Origin of the sequence: Sphingobacterium puteale (genome assembly GCF_050986225.1) — a bacterium.
Lineage (GTDB): Bacteria > Bacteroidota > Bacteroidia > Sphingobacteriales > Sphingobacteriaceae > Sphingobacterium > Sphingobacterium puteale.
Window position 1 is genome coordinate 59883 of the sequence record NZ_CP158959.1, and the last position, 16110, is coordinate 75992.

A 16110-nucleotide genomic window follows, 5' to 3' on the forward strand; every position below is an offset into this window, starting at 1 on the left:
TTTATTTAAATTTATAACGGTTTGTTCGGCTTGCTATTGTGGTTTTACTTCCATTAAATATTCTAGGTGTGCAATTTTTCCCTCCATGTCAACTCCTTCAATCGTGATTTTATATGTTCCGGGTTCATCCGAAGTGTAGAAATCAAATTTGGCTTCTCCATTTTTAGTTGTTACCAGATTTGGTTCCCAGGCGATGGTTGTTCTTAGGTCGCGTTTAAGTTCCTGTTTTTGTGTGGTGTTATATTGTGGTTTGAAAAAGTTGCGGTTGACATGCAAACCTTTGGGTAAAATGGTTATTATTCCTGTTGGTGTATAGGCGGATGACATTGCATCGCCCGATTTACTGGTGATTACCAAAACACCGTTTCCGCCGTACATTCCATAAATAGCGGTGTTCCCGACACTTCTCAAGACTTCGATACTCGCGATATCCGGGACGTTGATCATACTAATCTGGTCAGGCTCAATATACATGCCGTCGAGCACTACCTGCATGGGGCTTCCTCCATTTAATCCCATCGATCGCGTACTGTAAGGGACTCCGTTTCGGAAAATAACTCCCACTAGTCTTCCCGCAAGGCATTGCTCCAGGGTCACACAGGTGGACAGGTCCTCAGCCGTCAGCACCTGATCTGCATTGCCTGGGCCATTGAGGTTTCTTGAATTTTTATCTGCTTTATTGACTCTGACTCTGTTGACCTGAACTTCTTCCAGTTTGATGCTTTTTTGAATAATACCTGCTGCTTCAAGTTCGGCCAGGAATTGCTGATTATCTTTAAGCTGGTTGATTAGTTTGGTGTTGATATCATTCAGCATCAGAGGTTTGTCTTTACTTTCCCTGACTGTAGGAGAAGAAGCATTGTCAACAAGAATATCGACTCTATTCTTCTCTTTTTGACCATTCCCGGTGACAATAAACTTGATACTATCCGCAAAAAAAAGGTTATCAAAAGTAAATCTACCCTCATTATCTGTTAGCGTATCTAAACTTAGCATCATATTGCTCGTGGGGACTAAAGTAACTTTTGCATTCGGAACTACTGCCTTTCTTCCGGTTTTTTTAACAGTACCCGAGACCGTGAGACCCTTCTCCGGAAGGTACGCATTATTCGTCGTATTAAGGTAATTTTTCCAATCTAGCTTACGCCAGCCCTGGATCAGCATAAGGTTGTCAAGCTCATTGAACTTGATATTGTTGAGATCTTCAAAGTAATAATTTGGACGTTCTATAAAGCCCCTGAGATCGGATTTTAAGAGGAGCTCGGAGACAATTGAAGAATAATATTGCGCTGTAGCAGAATCGGCTTTATTGAGATTGATTACCGAAGCCGAGAGGGCGGCGATTTTTGAGGTATCACTGCTACCTTCCTTAACCGAAAGATTTGCGATTACCTGATCCCGTGTTTTAAATGTTGGCTTGTTCAATTGTAAGGTTATTGGCAACATTGTTTTTGGCGCATTGTAACTAAATACGAGCCTTTCGATGATCGGAACCAGCTGTTCATTCAGTACTGATAATTGGATTACTCCCGAAGGAAGGTCTTGTTTGGGAATGTTGAATAATATTTCCGGCCCGTTTAACTTTTGTTTAACAGCATGTAAAACAAGTCCATTGTATTGTGCAATGAGGTAGACTTCTTTACCTGTTACGAGGTCATCTGTCGCCGATAATTGGGCGGCGATTTTATCTTTTAAACCCGAGTTGACAGTGAGTACGTAGCCTGAGGCAGCTACCGGAGGCAGAGGGCTGCTCACCGAATTCCCGTCCGGGAATACCGCCGTGGCAATATATTTTTTTCCTGTGCTTAAAATAAGCGGCATACTGCCCATGCCGAGGTCATTCGTCTCAAATTCGATGATGGGAGCCTGGTTTTCCTCTCCGATTTTGATTTTGGACTTCAGGCCCAGTCCGGCGGGTGTAAGTACTTTAACCCCGGTTTTGCTCAAAATATTGTTTACGAGCTCACCACTTTCAGGGAAAATCTGGATACTGTTCTGTAGGTTGGGATCTGGAATTGTAAAATTCTTTAATACCCGTCTTTTATCTGATGATAAAAATTGTAAGGATAATGTTCCGCCCCTAAAATTATCTTTGAGCTCAAGAGCTATCGTTCCATTTTCATTGGATTTTAAGCGCCCCTTCTTTTCTTTTAGGCCGTCCTGTTGGAAGGTATAGCTCACGCTGCTGTTTATTAGCGGCGCGCCCTGAATTGTCTTTAAGTTGATCTGGAAGAGGTTTTCAGTTCCATTTTGAAGGAGAGTACTTTCAGTAATGACATTGTCTGCCCGACCATTGGTAACCGGTACAATCCGCTCATAGAAATTGGAGACGGAATCGTTTTGCATCCAGCGGGTGTAAGCTCTGATACGGTATGATCCTTCCACGAGTGTGTCCGATAGGCTAAAATCACCGATGCCAAGGCCCAATGTGAGAGGGATTTTAATGCTTTTGATGATGCTATTTGTCGGCGAGATCAATTCGATATTCGCAATCTTGCTGATATTGCTCAAGTAATTAAATGGCGCCGTGGTACAATATAGTTTGAACCAGATATTTTCACCCGCTGAATAGTCATTTTTGTCCAGGTGTAGATAAATTTTCTCCGTAACATGACTTTCGTGATAGGTCTCCAATTTCTGTATGGTCTGATCAATTTGAGCGGAGGCCAGAAAGGGAAGCAGAAGGCAATTGATTAACAACAATAAGCGAGCATACATATGACTAATGTTTCTTGAAAATTAGAAAATATTTTCCCTTTAATCAACTTATAAATCAAAATATTATCGCATGAAAGAGATCTGGCAATTCCTATTACTGGGATGGGGGCGCTTTTGAGTTGGAAAATAAATATAAAATCCGTTTTTGAATGATCTTATGTCTGAAAATTAGCATAAAAAAAATATCTTTGTGCTATGAATATCCTAATAATCGGTTCAGGAGGTCGTGAATCCGCCTTCGCCTATAAACTATCGAAAAGTCCACGTTTAGATCAATTGTTTATTGCTCCAGGAAACGCTGGTACAGGAGCATATGGACAAAATGTAAATATTAAAGTTACTGATTTTGAAGCTATCGCATCCTTTGTTTTGGAAAATGCGATACAAATGGTGTTGGTGGGACCAGAAGAACCTTTGGTGAAAGGTATTCATGATTATTTTTTGAACCGGACAGATTTAAAAAATATTCCTGTCATAGGCCCACAGCAAGAAGGTGCCCAATTAGAAGGTTCAAAAGATTTTTCGAAACAATTTATGGATCGCCATGGCGTGCCTACCGCCGCTTCTCGTTCTTTTGATGCAGACTCGCTTGCTGAAGGATTGGTTTATCTGGAGAGCCAAAAGTTACCGATTGTGCTTAAGGCTGACGGATTAGCTGCGGGAAAAGGTGTTTTGATCTGTGAAACACTCGAAGATGCAAAAGCCGAACTGAAAGCAATGATTGCTGACTCTAAATTCGGAGAGGCAAGTCGCGTCGTTGTGGTGGAGGAATTTTTAAAAGGAATTGAACTCTCGGTATTTGTCTTGACGGATGGAAACTCCTATAAGGTACTTCCTTCTGCAAAAGATTACAAACGTATCGGAGAGGGTGATACAGGTCTAAATACAGGCGGAATGGGCTCTATTTCTCCTGTACCTTTTGCTGACGAAACATTTTTGAATAAAGTGGAAGAACGTATCATCAAACCAACTGTAGAAGGGCTGAAGAAAGATGGTATTCCGTATAAAGGTTTTATTTTCATCGGTTTGATGAATGTTGATGGTGAACCCTATGTGATCGAATATAATGTGCGTATGGGAGATCCCGAAACAGAATCCGTATTGCCTCGTATCGAATCTGATCTGTTAGATCTGTTGGAAGGTGTCGCGCAGGGAAATTTGGATCAACGCTCTTATACCGTTTCTACAAAGACTGCAGTTACAGTTATGCTAGTCGCGGGAGGTTATCCCGGCGCGTATGAATCTGGCAAGGAGATCGCTAATATAGAGAATGTGAAAGAGTCGATTGTATTCCAGGCGGGAACGAAGGAACAGGACGGCAAGGTTGTTACTGCCGGCGGACGTGTGATCGCGGTAACCACATTACAGGATTCGCTTTTTGAAGCGCTTCAACAGGCTACTGCTGATGCCGGAAGAATCTATTTTGAAGGAAAGTATTTCCGTCGTGATATCGGTTTTGACCTCATCTAAAAAATATTTAAAATTATTTTTGTATAAATGATTTTAAGGCCTATATTTGCAACTCCAAAAACAACAAAACTTTTGGAGTTGCATTAAAAATGGCCCGTTCGTCTAGGGGTTAGGACGCAAGATTTTCATTCTTGAAACAGGGGTTCGATTCCCCTACGGGCTACCGAGAGGCTCCGAAGAGAGTCAATAAAATTCAAAACCGCTTTAAAAGTAATTTTAAAGCGGTTTTTTTGTTGCATAGTATTTTTGAGAAGTTGCTTCAATTCGACAAAAAGAACCCCATAAAGAACCCCGAAAAGTTGTAGCTTAAGTCCCTTATTATTATCTTAGGGTATTGTTGAATCCATTTTAAATCAATAAATTATGGTCAGAGCAGTAAAGATCGAATGCGGGATCAGTTTCAGGCTGAGGGACAATAAGGCGACAGCGCCAACGCCCATTACCTGTTTCGTTGAATTCAATGGCAAACCCGTTGTCAAGATACCGACAGGTACAAAGATCCTTCCCTCCAAGTGGAATGCAGATAAGGAAAGACCCATCGGTGGAATGAAGGCAATGGAAAGCATAGAAGCAGGGTCAATCACGGAGAAGCTTTCGGTGGTCAGGACCACCGTCGAAAACAATTACAGGGAACATGTGAACCGCTTCAAAAACTATCCCTATAAAGAAATCTTTAAAGTACAGGTCATGCAATCCATTTCTGGTGAGGCCACTGCTCCAAAGGAGGAGGATAGGCCTCACCCGTCCCTGCTGAATTTCTTTGAGCGACAGATCAAACTTTCCAGAGATGGAAAACGACTTATTATAAAAGGCCCGAGGAAGGGCAAACCCTATCGCGAAAATACGATAAAGTCCTACGAAGGCACCCTGGCCCTGCTCAGGGACTATATGGGGAACAGAAAACTGAAGACACTCAACTTTGACGATATCAGCATGGATTTTTACCACGATTTACGAAATTACATGTTCGTGGATGCCAGTTTTTCACTGAACTATTTCGGCAAGGTCATCAAGCATCTCAAGCTTTTCATGAAAGAGGCCGAAGAAGAAAAGCTCCATGGCTCAGTTATCTATCGGTCAAAGGGCTTTATCAAAGTGGAGGAAGAAACCGACGCCGTGTATAATGATATCAAGCAACTGGAGGCCATTTATTCCGCTGATCTAACAGGGCATCCGGGGCTTAAGAACGCACGTGATCTTTACCTGCTGGGCTGCTGGAGCGGGCTGCGTTTTCAGGATTACTCCGTGCTGGAGGAGAAGGCGAGGGTCTCGGGAGATTTTATCCATATTGAAACTGAAAAGACCGGAGTTTTTGTAGCTATCCCCATATTACCCATAACCGGTGAAATATTGGAAAGATATCGCCAGGAAGACGGGGCCTATCTCTATCCCAAACCGATCAGCAACCAGAAACTGAACGATTATATCAAGGTCATCGGCAAAATGGCCGGACTTACGCAGCCCGTGACTATATCAGTCCCCGACGGAGGCAAACGCGTAAAGATCACTATTCCTTTTCATGATGCGATGGGAACGCATACGGCAAGAAGGTCTTTCGCAACAAATATGTACAAGCATTACAGGCTGCCTGCACTGACGATCATGAAGATCACCGGCCATACGACGGAGGCAAACTTTTTCAAATATATACGTATGACCCCTCAGGAGAATGCGGAGTTCATCCTTGAGACCGTAATGACAAAAAATGCAAAAGAAAGTGTTGAAGCATAATAATCAGGAAAGATGGAAATAAAGAATTTTGAAAAATTCAACGGACTGGTTGGCGAGCTGCTATGGTATCCAAAAACCTTCTGCCAGAGCGAAGGAGCTGTCAAGTGGGAGACTGTACCATCCCGAAATTATTTTTCCACCCCTTGGATGGATTTCTTCTGTGGGCTGAAGGACGGTAGTTTCGGAAAACTCGCCGAAGCACTGGCGTGTGAAAACTTACACGCTACTATAGAGCCGAGATCGAAAACAAGCTGATTCCCGTTCTGGAAGAACTCCGGAAAATGGAGATCACCGAGGGAAAAAGGAAAATTGCCGTACATATAGATGAGGCCAAATTCAGACGGTATGAAGAAAGTCTGAAAAGGATGAGCTCAGAAAAGATTATCTTTGACATCATTCAGGATGACGATGATATCCGTGAAACTTACTTTATCGATGGTAATCCGGCAGAATTCAGGTCCTATCTTCTTTTGACACTGCAATGGGTTGTCGACAGTTTTGTATCTTCCGAACAGAAAAAGATCAAAGAACTTGAGAATCGGGTTCTGGAACTTCATAGCGAGCTTAGTGAGAAAAACACTTTATTGGCACTGGCAAAAGAAAAGGAAAGTTCACTTGAGAATAAAATAGAACAAAGCCGCAAAAAACTGGATTCGGCCGAATGGAAGGTAGATCATCTACAAGAACTGCTATCCAGGTATATGGAAGAAGAGGGTATGGAGGAATCTGAAAGTAACGATATCAGGGAAAACAGCAAACTTCGTATGCACTATCTCTATAAATTAGGGCTTCTGGACGACGGCATATGGAACGAAGGGATACCCCAGAAAGTCAGAGCACAGGTTATCGGTGCTATTCTTGATGCAGGTCCCCTCAAGAGCGATACCGCAATCAGGTACTATAAGTTCTTTAATTCTTATGGAAGTCCGGAACTAAAGGAATATGACTCTAAAAATGAACAAACTTTTTTCGATTATATGCGGAAAAATTGCCCAAATCTAAGACTTGAGAAAGGACAGTTTATTAACCGCCTAAGAAAGTTATAATATTGGTGTCTGTGAACGGAATATCTCCGAAAAAGGCCTAAGATATCCTCAGTCGAATCTTTAATATTTTCAACATCAGTAGCGTCCTAAATGTGATTTAAAAAGTGGTGGTGAATGATATAGCAGGTAATGCTATATTTAGTTCGCTAAAACAGATCACCACCATGGTAAATATAAACGTATTTTCTCAGATTCTCTCGCTTATCGACCGCGAGCGTTTCAATTTTTTGGTGCGCAAGCATGATTCAGACAAGCACCACAAAGGTATCAACAGCTGGACGCATTTGGTAAGCATGCTTTTCTGCCATTTATCGTCTGCAGATTCGGTTAGAGACATCAGCAACGGTTTGCGGAGTACAACGGGCAATATGCGCCACATGGGTATCAGCAGGGTGCCCAGCAAGTCCAATCTGTCCTACATGAATGCGCATCGTGACCAGGTGTTGTTTCGAGACCTGTATGTGGAGTTATTGGACAAACTCTGGCAGAAGCAGACGCATCTTCGCTCAGAACTGCGGATGCTGAAACGCAAAGTGCTGTTGATGGATGTCACTGTGATCCCGCTTTGCCTGTCAGTGTTTGATTGGGCAAAGTTCCGAAGTGCCAAAGGTGCGGTGAAGCTGCATACGATACTGGATTACGATGGTTGTATGCCCAGCTTCGTGCATATTACCGATGGAAAAACACATGAATCCACCGTCGCAAAGACCCTATCCTTTCCCAAAGGATGTGTAGTGGTGGTGGATCGGGGTTATGTCGATTACGCCTGGATGAACGTTTTGGACAGCAAGGGCTGCTTTTTCGTAACAAGGAGCCAATCCAATATGAAATATACGGTATTGAAGTCTTGGCAAAGCGATGAACTGAAAGAAGCAGGGGTGATTGAAGATCAAGTTATTGCCTTGGATGGCATCTCAGAAACTCGGTACGGAGATAAGAAGATGCGTCTTGTCCGGGTTTGGGACAGCATCAAAAATGTGGAATACGAGTTCCTGACCAATCATTTTCAGTGGAAGGCGGCAACGGTAGCTGCACTTTACAAAGAGCGCTGGGAGATCGAGACGTTCTTTAAACACCTCAAGCAGCGGTTGAAGGTCACCAGTTTTGTAGGCACCTCCGAGAATGCCGTTTACATCCAGATCTGGACAGCGATGATCGGGATATTACTTTTTAAGTACATTCAGAAACGTGCGAGATATGGCTGGAACCTGTCCAATCTGGTGAATTTCATACGGCTAAATATCTTCGTGAAGATTGATCTGTGGAAATGGGCCGATGACCCATTTATTTCGGGCAAACCACCCGATCAAAATGGACAGTTTAACCTGTTCTGAAACGGACAGGAGGGGGTAATTCGGAGAGCAACAACAAAATCTGCATGGAAAGACCTGTAGATAGGGATTTTTATGGACCTAAAATTTATTTAGGACGGTACTGTTTCAACATCTTAATTTAACGCTTAATGTGTCCGAAATGACAGGCAATTTATTAAAAAGCATTTATTTATTTATTTATTTATTTATTTGAAGGAATGACAAATTCAATATTTTTATTCGTTTGATTATATGGCCTTTTATTGTAAAATCGAAAGAAATTTTTTGAATCATGGTAAAATTACACCTACAAAATGCCCAATTTAGAATATAAATCTATTTCTCCCAGGAGCTAAAATGCATTCTACTGCCTCTTCAAACAGTGGTTTACCCTGACATAAAATAAGGTTGCTCTTAGGAAAGATAAAGGGTATTTTGTCATTAATCCACCCTTCTCTTGTTCTGATCGGAAATTTTAAAGGCTCACCAGCTTTTAGTATGAATGGCTTATTAGAAAACGTTTCAACATTATTAAGTAAGGCTGAAGATTCAAAATATTCTTTATTAATCTCTGTTAACTCATTCAACCATTCTTTGAGGTTTACTATTCTGATACTATCCCTATTTGAAATTATCTTAAAATCCACATTATTTATCTGCAAAATACCAGCACTAATTTCAATTTCACAATTATGATTAGGATTAGCCAAGAATTTTTTCTTCCCATTAATATTAATGTATCGGTATGGTTCACATGATAAAATAATTGACGAAGAAGCAATCAAGTAGGTAAACAGAATTAATTGTCGAGCTCTCATATTTATTAATTTTTATTATTTCAATTCGTGATCCATCAGGCACGTCTAATAAAAACAGAAAGAGAGCTAAAAGATAAACCTCATCTTGCCAATTTCTAAGGATAATGTTTTTGTTTCTGAAAAAAAAGGACTTCCATTGACTAGCATATTACTATTTTTTGGAAAAATAAAGTTTAGTCTTCCTCTATCCCAGGTGCTTGAACTTTTTATAAGGTCAAATCTCAAGATTTGACCTTTCGAAATTAAAACTTTACGATTTGATACCACAATCTTACTACTTAATTGAATTGCCCCAGAATCCAATCCATTGGCTCTTGTTAAATTATCTATCCACTCATCAACATTGTTTATTTCAAGATTACATCCTTTTGGACTTAATTCAAAAATAAGGAACGCCTCTCTTATAAAATGTGACTCTATCTCCAGCTTACATTCTGAATTAGTATCTAATAGAATACTACGTTCTCCATTAATAAGGACAGATTTATTCGCTTCACATGAGATTAATGTACCAAACATTAGCACAAAGATTGTATTCAACATCAATAGCCTATTCTTCATAATTGGATATTTTTAATATTATCGTAATGGAGCCGGATTATACGGTCTTTTATTGTAAAAATCGTAAGAAACTTTTTGAGCTTGATATTCTAATGTACCTCGAGTATTATATGGGTTCCCAAACTTTAATGCCTCTGAAAGAATCCTTCCATAAAAATTAGCAAACCCTAACTGTTTCTGTTGTAAATAATGCTGACTTTCTTCTATTCTGACATAATCTTCTTCAAAATTACTTCCATAAGCATTTCTTCCCAATGAAACCCCTGTTCCTCCCAGCCAATCAGCGAGACCTCCAGCTCTATGGATCGGCCTATCGTTTCCATGAGGAATATAACTATCATCAAAGCTCATTGCAGGCCCCATAACTCCGATATTGAACAAAGTATTTGAAAATCCGCCGATTGCACCACCTATAGCACTATTCAAAATTATGTTTTTATCGGCATTTCCCAAAACTTTTTGAACAGCTCCTGAAGTTGCCCCGGTCAATGCTCCTTTTCCTGCGGAATAAGACAATTCCAAAAGTGAATTCTTAACACTTGTTCCGAAACCTGACCCTTTTATAGGATTGAATTTAGGTATGGCAGAACCAACTAGCCCACCAGCAACCATCCCCGCAACTGAGGCAAGATTTATTTCTCCCCCATACATCGATGTTGTTACCACTGAGCTCACTGTCTGAGAAAGCATATTATAACCAAATGTATTACCAAAAGATCCCAAAAGGCCGGATGAGCCAATCGCACTTACACCTCCACCGATGGCGCCGCCAATTGCTCCCATAGCAAGGGAACTTCCAAATCCGCTCCAGCTCCAGTCACCGGTTATCGCTGCATTTATTGAATATGCGGCTGCGCCAACGCCAGCTCCAATTATAGCACCCCAAATAATACCTGCGAGAATAGGAATGCCAAAAAGAAATTCTCCATTAGGATCAACATATATCAGTGGGTTATTCAATGCATAGGCAAATCTATTATAGTTCTGTGTATTAAATGGATCTTGCACATTCCCATCAGGAGAAAGAAACCGCGCTATCCTTGCATCATATAGCCTGCCGTTCATATGGATCAATCCAACGCTGAAAAGGTGTTCGTGCCCTGTAAATCCTCTGTCCAAGATTGCAAACGTAGTAAGGTTATTGTTGCTTCCGTCAGTAAGTTTCACAATATTTCCCCATGCATCAAATTGCCTTTTTTCAACAATTCCCCCACTTTGGTTTGTTATCATGACAATACTCCCCAAATAATCACGGTGCAGGTAGTATAAAGCCCCGGCTACGGGTAGACTCCCTTTCGACTCTTTCCAGATAGCTGGTGCGGAATAAGCATCGCCACCAAGGTATAGGATAAAGGAGACCCGGCCTGTCTGCGTATCATGGATTATCTCCGAACTGCCGTCCCCGGCATAATGCTTCCGATATCTTCTAAGCAATTTATCAGCCTGAACACCACCATAGAACATATTGGCCCTTCCAAGTGAAGAATTATACTGAAAACTAATTCGATCAATTCCAGTTTCACTGATTTCAATAGGCGATTTAAATGCATTGAAGCTGACATCCTGTGGAGTTCTAGTTTGATAATATGCACTTGCGGATGTATTTAATGTCAAATCCTGTTGTTTATAACTGACTCCGCTATAGCTATATGTTCCTTGTCTTGTGTTTTGGGTAATTCTTCCCCTAGCATCATACTGTTGACTTTGGCTACCATTATTGTCACTGAATGTGGTCAACCTATCTAAATTGTCATACCCAAAAGATTCGGACCAGCTAAATGCACTATTGGTCCTGCTCGTAGGAAACTCCCTCTGGACATTAAACGTTGTTCCCAAGGTCATTAGTGTAGCTGGAGTCCCAGAAGTACGATATAATCTACGTTGTTGTGGAAATCCATAAGTGTCATATTTTAATGAGGTTCTCGAAACTCCCTGGGTAGCAGCTGTCAACTCTCCGCGAGGACTAAGCGAGTCCACCCGCCATAAAATGTGTCCCCCGTCAGGAGTTACGGGAAGGTTCAGCTGTTGTCTAAGACCATTCTGATATTGTGTCAATACTGACTTTTCGACGGATGTCGACGTCGGCTTATGTGTGGCCTTGACCTTCGTATTATTTACTCTTCCAAAAGCATCATATAGAAATGTTCTGCTGAACTGCGCATACGAATTATCTTCGGTCTGGGATGAAAGGCGTTTGTACGTGTCATAAACATAAGCATCGGTCGAATTATTGCCATCTCCATTTACCAATGCCACTTGGGCCAGCAATTTCGAAGTAGGGTCATAAGTATATGTCCATTGCATATTCGTTCCGGTACCGGTAAAATTTCTGGTCGACAGTTTCCCAGCCTGATCATATACAAATTGCGATTGGCCCAATGGCGAGGTTTCCTGTTTCATCTGTCCCCACCCATCATAAGTATATTGGTAAGTCCCCGCACTTGGATCTATTAATTTTGTTTTTTGTCCCCAACCATCCTGTTCAATTGTTTGGATACTGCCACCAAAATCAGCAGTTTTGAGATTGCCGTTTGCAAAATAAGTATAGGTAACTGTTCCACCTGGATCTTGTAGGCTTGTGACCATATCGAAAGCATTCCGAGAAGTTGTAACGGCTTTTACGCCATCATTAACGGTCATATTCAATCCACTGTAACTATATGTTTGAACCCTTCCCGTATATTTTGTAGACTGATAGATGCGTCCATAACTATCAAATGACAATGTGTTCCAAAGGGTATAATTACCTGGCTGCGAAAGTTCACTAACCTGATATTCTCTTCCATATACATCATATTTCCAAGACCGGCCCTCAAAAGTCCCAAGGACAGTTTTATCACGCTGTTCTATTTTCTGGCCAAGCTGATCTATCGTGGTAATGGACGAAGAACCGTCATCTCCTGTCGCTGTAATGATAGTGTTAAACATATCCTTGGTATAGGTATTTGTTTTAACTTTTCCTAAGTAATCAATTGTGGTTTTGATCCTGTTCCAGCTATCAAAAGTGTAAGCGGTATTTCTATTATATTTATCGGTATATGAAGTTAGCATCCCAGAGACAGAACTATTTACAAAGCTCTCAAATAACCCATCTGGATCAGTATATTTTGTCTTAAATCTTCCTGTTGCTTCATACACCATAGTTTCGGTACGTGAACCGTCTGCAGGAGTAGTTGTGATACGTTTTGTTATATTACCAAAGGCATCATAAGTTAAAGCCTGAGTAATAAACGATGTGTTATGTCCTTTGTTTTTTACCTGTGTTGGGAGATAACCGGTATATACAAGCTGTTTTTCTGCTGTATAGACCTCTGTGCCAACCTCTGTTGTGTCTTTTCGATTAGTCAGTCGCCCGATATAATAAGGTGTTCCGGTACTATTTAAATACGTTTGGGCTGATCTTTCTGATCCCTGACCATTAACATCAGTTTTATGATAGGTCACGTTGTAATATCCATCATAAGTGAAGCGTTGATTCCTATAAGTCCCTAAAAGTTTGTCTTTTAATGAAAAGGCAATAGGTACATTGACAAAAGTTTTGTTAGCCAATATGCTTGTCTGATAGATATAGTCTTCCCGGCTGATATAATCGCTGAGCGTAGCCCCATCAGGAGCACCGCCCGCAGGAGGAGGATTGGATACAGCCATATTCTTAATCGTATTGTTTATATAGCTGTTCTTGGAGACAAATGTACGGAGATTTGCTCCGCGCAATTGCGGACTCTGAATACCGATGGTGTATGTACGGTTAACGTCAGATGCACCTGTATGCACATTGCTCCGGATATTTTCGCCGAATCCAAGAAATCCCAGACCGTCAGCATTTGTGACTGCATTCGCATAACCAAACGTCTGTAAGCCGATCTGTCCTGCTGCATCTCTTGTAATCGCACTGGTAACATATAACTGGGGAGCAAAATGAATGTCTATATAAGGGAATGTCTGATCGTATGAAGAATTATAGAGTGGCAGTCCGTTTCCATTTGCACCTTCCATTAATCTTGCGTAGTCAATGTAATGATTTACGCCATCGTGAAAAATAGTCGTTAGATGCCCCTCTTTCATCATATCTTTGTAAGAGCGGAACAATGAAATGGAATTATCACTTATATAACCATATTCAAGATTAGGATTTTGCTGGTCCGGGTTCAAAAAGATCGGAATAGGATTATGCCGTACTGTTGTACTCCTGTTACTGGAAACCGAATTTCCATAAATTGGCCTATTACTAACGTCTATTCCAATGTTATGATAAATTGTGACCGCAATGTTTCCTGTCGCCGTAGAATTATAAGTAGTTGTAGCACTGTATATGATATCCGTTTTCCCATCACCATTTACATCAGTTGGAATCAATACATATTGCTTCATGGTATTTGAACCATCCCATGTATTTTGCACATGGGAAAAAGGTTCATTTTTTTCATGTTTAACAAATCCTTTTCCGGTAGACATGAATGTTGCGAACAGATTATTATAGCCCGTGGCAAACATGACATCCATTTTTCCGTCACCATTAAAATCTCCCAATAAAGTTGGCCGTGCGCTGTTGTTGGTTATCCTTGTATCCGAAATGGTCCAATTAAGCTGGAGCGACTGGTCGTTAAGCGAATAGACATCCATACTACCTTCTTTGACAACCAGGATATCGGTTTTCCCGTCCCCATTAAAATCCGAAGTATATATTTTATCATAACTGTTGATAGGTTTTTGAAGATAACTCATTGGGGATATATAATCAGTTGTCTTCCTACGGTCCATATCGATGAATATTCCTATTGACCCTGATTCCTGATATTGTTTGTTACAGCTTGGCAGCCTCCATTCAAAAGAAACAATTGTTTCATTGTAACTTAAGGCCATAATATCACTCAGACCATCGCCATTAAAATCACCGGATACAAATTTATAGATACGTGGACCATTGGGGTGCATCATCATATCACATTCAGAAAAATAAGTCTGATGTTGAGGGGGATTGTCCCAAAGTTTCGTATATTGATAATAGACAGGAGTTACTGTACCAGATGAATAAACATCAAATTTATATCCATTTGCGCCATTTAATTTCGTGAGCAGCATACCTTGCCCGGGGAGAATTTTACTTGTGCTGGACAACCAGGTAACCGGAAATAGATCAATGAAATTTCCACTGTTTACTTCATAGCCGAGCTGCATATATGGAGAACCGGGATCAAGATCATAAAAAGCATAGAATTTGTTCTTGGCCGTGGGATACAATAAAAAGTCCATACTTCCATTTCCGGTAAAGTCCGCAGAGAGAATCTGCGAATTATTACTTGCAATGCCCGTTAGGCTTAAATTTGAGATCACTGATGAAGTAAGCATATTTGCTGTGTTGTGGTATGCAAACCTAACCGGTGCAAAAGCATTGGTTTCAGTACCGTCAAACTCCTGGATCTCCGTCATTCGATCATAATCAAGTGTACTCACTGTAGAATAAGTGGGAATATAATGCCTATAATTAGTGCCATTTGCAACAACGCTGATCTTACTGATCTTTTTATCTGAATAAAAACCTGTGCCAGCAACATAATTCTGTTCCGCCCTGCTAGCTGCACCATAGCTGAATTCTACCCTATTTAGAGCAGTTCCCGTTCCTCGACTTCCATATAATACTTTGCTTATAAAAAGATTATTATTAAAGGTTATATATTCGTAACTTATACGAACTCCCTGTGAATTTTCCATGTAAGTGAGTCCGTATTGTAACCTGGATCTTGAATTAGTATTTTGTCCATAAAAAGCCTTTGTCCCGTTGGGATAGAACACTTCGAAATATGCTGGTCCAAATGAAGATCCAAAAGAAGAGACCCCTCTTGAAACTATCTTTATATTGGAATACTGCTCAGTCTGATATTCCGCCCCGTCCCCCCCATAAGACCCGCTCTTTAACAGCAGTCTCTGGCCGTCCAAGGAAAATCTATCATTAAGGTCAAAATTGACACCCCCAACCCGGTCGTCAGAGTACTTAGCAGCGCCAACCCTAGATATAGAAGACAGCCCAAAAATATTCCATCCGTATCCAGCGGTTCCCCGGCTGCTCTGACTATTGTAAATTAAGCCTAGCTCAGGTACAAACCCATCAATACCTGGGGGGATTATAAAGGGTATTGTAAAATTTGTCGATCCGGTGGCAGATACATCCAAATTAACTTCTGTTCTCCCGGGACTTAAAGTCGTCGCTAAAACTTGCAGTCCTGATTTTGAAAATTTCGTTAATGAAGAGGAATCTGACACTACAGTTTTAAGGGTATCAATTGAGAACTTTGAAGGGAAAGTTACGTTAACCTTAACGATCGAATCCAATAAATTCAAATTTGACGATTTACTTTTATTTAAACCTATTGTATCGGTTTGGATTCTGTTCTGTGAAATACAATTAATACTGATCGCACAAAATAAAGACACTAAAATTATCAATCTTTTCAT

At 40.8% G+C, this 16110-nt stretch carries 9 protein-coding genes and 1 tRNA gene; 6 read left to right on the plus strand and 4 right to left on the minus strand.

The window, feature by feature from the left end:
• Positions 1–33 precede the first annotated feature (33 nt).
• Complete coding sequence (locus ABTV71_RS00315) at positions 34–2718, minus strand: carboxypeptidase regulatory-like domain-containing protein (protein ID WP_433901858.1); 2685 nt, start codon at positions 2716–2718, stop codon at positions 34–36.
• 195 nt (positions 2719–2913) lie between these two features.
• Here ABTV71_RS00315 and purD point away from each other — a divergent pair, with 195 nt between their 5' ends.
• The 6 genes from purD to ABTV71_RS00345 all read left to right on the plus strand — a co-directional run bounded on the left by purD (position 2914) and on the right by ABTV71_RS00345 (position 8299).
• Positions 2914–4188 carry a phosphoribosylamine--glycine ligase gene (gene purD / locus ABTV71_RS00320; protein ID WP_433901859.1) on the plus strand — a complete coding sequence of 425 codons (1275 nt, stop codon included), beginning with the start codon at positions 2914–2916 and terminating at the stop codon, positions 4186–4188.
• Between the two features lie 91 nt (positions 4189–4279).
• Positions 4280–4351: transfer RNA gene (locus ABTV71_RS00325), tRNA-Glu, on the plus strand.
• Between the two features lie 200 nt (positions 4352–4551).
• The gene (locus ABTV71_RS00330; RefSeq protein WP_433901860.1) at positions 4552–5919 is read left to right on the plus strand and encodes a phage integrase SAM-like domain-containing protein; all 1368 of its coding nucleotides are present in this window, start codon (positions 4552–4554) and stop codon (positions 5917–5919) included.
• 12 nt (positions 5920–5931) lie between these two features.
• Positions 5932–6174: a hypothetical protein gene (locus tag ABTV71_RS00335; protein WP_433901861.1), complete on the plus strand. Its 243-nt coding sequence runs from the start codon at positions 5932–5934 to the stop codon at positions 6172–6174.
• A 26-nt stretch (positions 6175–6200) separates the two neighbouring features.
• Entirely contained in the window at positions 6201–6965 is a 765-nt protein-coding gene (locus tag ABTV71_RS00340; protein ID WP_433901862.1) for a hypothetical protein, read from the plus strand.
• A gap of 110 nt (positions 6966–7075) precedes the next feature.
• Positions 7076–8299: an IS4 family transposase gene (locus tag ABTV71_RS00345; RefSeq protein WP_433901863.1), complete on the plus strand. Its 1224-nt coding sequence runs from the start codon at positions 7076–7078 to the stop codon at positions 8297–8299.
• Positions 8300–8601: 302 nt separating this feature from the next.
• On the opposite strand, the gene ABTV71_RS00350 is transcribed toward ABTV71_RS00345, so the two are convergent.
• The 3 genes from ABTV71_RS00350 to ABTV71_RS00360 form a co-directional block, all read right to left on the minus strand.
• Positions 8602–9096, minus strand: a complete 495-nt coding sequence (locus tag ABTV71_RS00350; RefSeq protein WP_433901864.1) for a hypothetical protein — start codon at positions 9094–9096, stop codon at positions 8602–8604.
• Between the two features lie 66 nt (positions 9097–9162).
• Positions 9163–9657, minus strand: a complete 495-nt coding sequence (locus ABTV71_RS00355; protein WP_433901865.1) for a hypothetical protein — start codon at positions 9655–9657, stop codon at positions 9163–9165.
• Between the two features lie 18 nt (positions 9658–9675).
• Positions 9676–16110, minus strand: coding sequence for an FG-GAP-like repeat-containing protein (locus ABTV71_RS00360; RefSeq protein ID WP_433901866.1), 6435 nt, complete (start codon positions 16108–16110; stop codon positions 9676–9678).

What these genes read in the sequence shown, in the direction of transcription:
- ABTV71_RS00350 (WP_433901864.1), bottom strand. Translation starts at nt 9,096, where the DNA reads ATGAGAGCTCGACAATTAATTCTGTTTACCTACTTGATTGCTTCTTCG.
- purD (WP_433901859.1), top strand. Translation starts at nt 2,914, where the DNA reads ATGAATATCCTAATAATCGGTTCAGGAGGTCGTGAATCCGCCTTCGCC.
- ABTV71_RS00360 (WP_433901866.1), bottom strand. Translation starts at nt 16,110, where the DNA reads ATGAAAAGATTGATAATTTTAGTGTCTTTATTTTGTGCGATCAGTATT.
- ABTV71_RS00335 (WP_433901861.1), top strand. Translation starts at nt 5,932, where the DNA reads ATGGAAATAAAGAATTTTGAAAAATTCAACGGACTGGTTGGCGAGCTG.
- ABTV71_RS00355 (WP_433901865.1), bottom strand. Translation starts at nt 9,657, where the DNA reads ATGAAGAATAGGCTATTGATGTTGAATACAATCTTTGTGCTAATGTTT.
- ABTV71_RS00315 (WP_433901858.1), bottom strand. Translation starts at nt 2,718, where the DNA reads ATGTATGCTCGCTTATTGTTGTTAATCAATTGCCTTCTGCTTCCCTTT.
- ABTV71_RS00340 (WP_433901862.1), top strand. Translation starts at nt 6,201, where the DNA reads ATGGAGATCACCGAGGGAAAAAGGAAAATTGCCGTACATATAGATGAG.
- ABTV71_RS00330 (WP_433901860.1), top strand. Translation starts at nt 4,552, where the DNA reads ATGGTCAGAGCAGTAAAGATCGAATGCGGGATCAGTTTCAGGCTGAGG.